Origin of the sequence: Pseudomonas sp. DWP2-2 (assembly GCF_049897065.1) — a bacterium.
In the GTDB taxonomy this organism is placed as follows: domain Bacteria; phylum Pseudomonadota; class Gammaproteobacteria; order Pseudomonadales; family Pseudomonadaceae; genus Aquipseudomonas; species Aquipseudomonas paracarnis.
The window spans coordinates 1-3439 of the sequence record NZ_JAFCVN010000025.1 but is presented as its reverse complement, the minus strand read 5'-3'; the positions used below and the strand labels follow the sequence as shown (position 1 = coordinate 3439).

General features: G+C 53.9%; 5 protein-coding genes. 4 read left to right on the top strand and 1 reads right to left on the bottom strand.

The window, feature by feature from the left end; translation table 11 throughout:
* Positions 1–537 precede the first annotated feature (537 nt).
* Positions 538–1749, top strand: a complete 1212-nt coding sequence (locus ACP7CZ_RS26975; protein WP_426175478.1) for a phage integrase — start codon at positions 538–540, stop codon at positions 1747–1749.
* On the opposite strand, the gene ACP7CZ_RS26970 is transcribed toward ACP7CZ_RS26975, so the two are convergent.
* On the bottom strand, positions 1746–2279 hold the full coding sequence (locus ACP7CZ_RS26970; RefSeq protein WP_283553848.1) for a hypothetical protein: 534 nt from the start codon (positions 2277–2279) through the stop codon (positions 1746–1748). The two genes, ACP7CZ_RS26975 and ACP7CZ_RS26970, sit on opposite strands and share 4 nt — an antisense overlap.
* 157 nt (positions 2280–2436) lie before the next feature.
* Here ACP7CZ_RS26970 and ACP7CZ_RS26965 point away from each other — a divergent pair, with 157 nt between their 5' ends.
* From ACP7CZ_RS26965 to ACP7CZ_RS26955, 3 genes are all read left to right on the top strand, one after another.
* A complete protein-coding gene (locus tag ACP7CZ_RS26965) occupies positions 2437–2637 on the top strand; it encodes an excisionase family DNA-binding protein (RefSeq protein WP_426175476.1) in 201 nt (66 codons plus the stop codon).
* On the top strand, positions 2634–2819 hold the full coding sequence (locus tag ACP7CZ_RS26960) for a hypothetical protein (protein WP_426175474.1): 186 nt from the start codon (positions 2634–2636) through the stop codon (positions 2817–2819). Before ACP7CZ_RS26965 ends, ACP7CZ_RS26960 begins: the two co-directional genes overlap by 4 nt.
* 160 nt (positions 2820–2979) lie before the next feature.
* The gene (locus tag ACP7CZ_RS26955; protein WP_186609160.1) at positions 2980–3216 is read left to right on the top strand and encodes a helix-turn-helix domain-containing protein; all 237 of its coding nucleotides are present in this window, start codon (positions 2980–2982) and stop codon (positions 3214–3216) included.
* Positions 3217–3439 lie beyond the last annotated feature (223 nt).

The window sequence follows — 3439 nt, the reverse complement described above, 5'->3', positions numbered from 1 at the left end:
ATTCTACAGCAGCCTCATTTGCTGTCAAGTGGTTATTTTCAGAAGTTTTCGAAGATTTCTTCAACAACTTCAACCACTTGCGCTTGCGATCTCTCGTAAGCGGGAGGCGAATTCTACAGGGATCGCCATGAACGTCAACCCCTTATCCGCAAAAAAGCTAAAAACCCATTCGCCTATAAAATCAGGATGCCTCGCCGCCTCTTCTATATAAGAAGAAGCGTATAGCCCTGGGGCATGAATATCCCCACCCACACAAATGCATCGAACTCCAACCGGAAGAAGCCCGGCTGAGACCTGCGAAAGCGAGGAGCGAGAAAGACTGTTTTTTAGACCGGCGAATACCGGAAAGGGAAAGCTCAGCAGAGATGGTGTCCCAGGGCCGGTTCGAACGGCCAACCTTCCCCTTAGGAGGGTCAATTTAGACCCAATGGATACAGCCGTAAGCCCAGTATTATTGGGCCTTTTAGTCCCATTGAGTACGTGAACATCGAGCGGTATAGTGCGTTTTGCTGCCACCCTGCTGTCACGGACGAACCCTTGAAATCCAAAATCACTCAGAAGCTAATTGGCAGCCTAGCCGCCGAGGCGAAAGCATACCGCGTGCATGACACAGTGCAACCCGGCTTCTTCATTCGCGTGCTGCCCAGCGGTCACAAGTCCTACATGGTCACTTGGGGCCGAAACAAGAACGCCACCCTCGGGCGTGTCGGCGTGCTTACCCTTGACCAAGCCCGAACCGAGGCCGCCCAGTACTTAGCCGATGCGCACGCCCACGGCGAGCCTCTGGCCATCGCCCAGGGCCGCAAGGGGTCAGCCCTGCCCTCGCTGCGCGACTTTATCGACGACACCTATATGCCGTGGTTCAAAGCCCATCACAAAGGCCATGAGAAGACGCAGCACACCCTCAGCAATAACTTCGACCCAATCATGGCCCAGCGCTTGGACGCGATCACCGGGCGAGACCTGGAGCTGATCCGCACAGGATGGATGCAGGCCGGCAACAAGCCCTCCACGGTCAACCGGAAAATGGGCTCTATCAGCGGAGTATTCAGCCGGGCGGTCGAGTGGGATTACATCGACGAGCATCCTCTGGCCAAGCTGAAACAGCTCAAAGTCGACTCAAAGGGGGTGATTCGCTACCTGGCTGCTGAGGAGACCAAGCGTCTACGCGATGCCCTGGACGCTCGACAGGATGAAATGAGGGTCGAGCGCGAGAGTGCAAACACCTGGCGGACGGACCGCCACAGAGAGCCACTGCCAAGCCTCCTGCAACTGCCCTTCACCGATCACCTGAAGCCAATGGTGTTGATATCGTTGAATACCGGCATGAGGCGCGGAGAGCTGTTCGACCTGGAATGGTCAGCGGTGAACTTCAACACGAAGACAATCACAGTCGCCGGGGCCACCACCAAGACAAGCGATACGCGCCACATCCCGATGAACAAGGAGACTATTGGTGTGCTGGAAGCCTGGAAGAAGCAGGTAAGCAAGTCGCCGTATGTGTTCCCAGGTCAGGGCGGCGGTCGCTTTGAGGACGTCAAAAGCGCCTGGCTCAAGTTGCTTGAACGGGCGCAGATCGACGGGTTCCGCTGGCACGATATGCGGCACGACTTCGCTTCACGCCTGGTAATGGCTGGCGTACCGCTCAACACGGTACGGGATCTGCTAGGGCACGCCGATATCAAGATGACGTTACGCTATGCGCACCTGGCACTAGGAACGAAGGCTGCTGCGGTGGAGCTGATTTAACGGTAAGCCTCTAGATCAGCCAAAAAGTCATCGCCAAAATAATGTTGTATGTCCCCCTCCGTGATCACGGTGCTAAGGCCGCGCCGTGGCCATTCTGACAACTCCACCCCCCTCTCTTTGATCAACGGCCAACACATTTTGATCAAAGGGATGTTCGGGACAAAGTCGCTCAGGACAGTGCTTGCCTTACCGTCTCCAAGCACCATGAAAATTCCGGACGACTTGATCAGCGTCCAAATGCAATTCTCCTCATGATTCAGTGTATGGGGAGAGAGCATACCCAAAGAAGTAATCCTGTCCGCCTCGTCTGGGGACCAGGCTAAATCCATCAGCTCATAGAGCGATATCTCATCACCCGCGGGAGTCTTGATGCTCTGCGTTTTCAACGCCTGCATCACCGACCACTCGATCACACCAGTAATCGACCTTTTTTGTTCGCGCGCAAGCAAATCAATCGCAAATCTTATCTTCGGCTCGATCCGGAGAGAAACGTTGACGGTGGGCTGTTCTGCTTTTTTGGGTCTAGCCATTCGTGCGCCTCCTGAATGGCGGGCACTTTGCTGCGACAGCTTTATCCTGTCAATCCCATTGAATGCGGTTGTGTGCCGCAATAGCTTGCATTTAACGCTTTATAATCTTAGTCTTCTCATGCCAGCCCCCTTTTTTCCCAAATACTGGAGAGCAGTAATGAACCAAGCAGCCCAAATACCCCCCCTATCTGTAAGTGTTGAAGAGGGTGGCCGCCAGGTCGGCTGCTCCCGTTCAGCGATGTATGAGCTGATTGCAAAGGGTGAAATCAGAAGCTTCAAAGTGGGCAGGCGCCGCCTGATCCTGATGACCGAACTCAAAGCTTGGATTGAACGCGCTGCAAAGGATGGCGCTAGATGACCATCGAATTTACCGACAACGAACACCTGATGCTCCAGCTAGCCAGCGACACATTCCGGGCTATGCAGGGGATGGATACAAACACGACCGAATATGAACGCCTAAGCAAGCGCTGGGATCAGGAGAAGTACGCTGCGCTATGGCTTGTGCTGAGCCGTTTTATTGATGAGCCAAACGTATGAGCATCACCCTAAATCACGCAGTAAGGGATGGTTGCTCAGGGAGGCGCAAAAAAACCAAAGGGAAAGTAATGCGCAGGACTGCCCGAGGGATTGCCAAGGCGGTGCTCGAACACCGCCTTAGCGAAAACACACTGGATAGCACCAACGTGAAGGGCAAACTATGACACGCCATTCTTCAACCGAGCAAGACCGCAAAATGATTGAGGCGCTGAGAAACGGCCCAGTATCAACCATAGAAGCTGCAAAGGACTTGGATATAGTCCAACCGCCAAACACGATCCGCCGCCTCAGGAAAAAGGGTTTTGAGATCCGCACCTATTGGACACATCAGTCTACTGAGCCAGGCAGACCACCTCACAGAGTGGCCAAATACATACTGATGCGTGAAGCTTCCTAAAAAGAGCTGAACAAGCGGGCCTCACTCAGTAGAGGCCTTTTTTATGAGATCCTAAATCGTCGGTCATGCTTATCCGTCCACCGAACATTAAGGAAGAGAATAACGTAACCGTCCGGCCAGCACCCTCTCCTGACAGCCCTCCAAATTGGCCAAGATAGTGGACACCATTTTTTAGTGGACACTATCTTGGATACAGTTGCCCCAGCCCGTCGAGCCGGTCGCC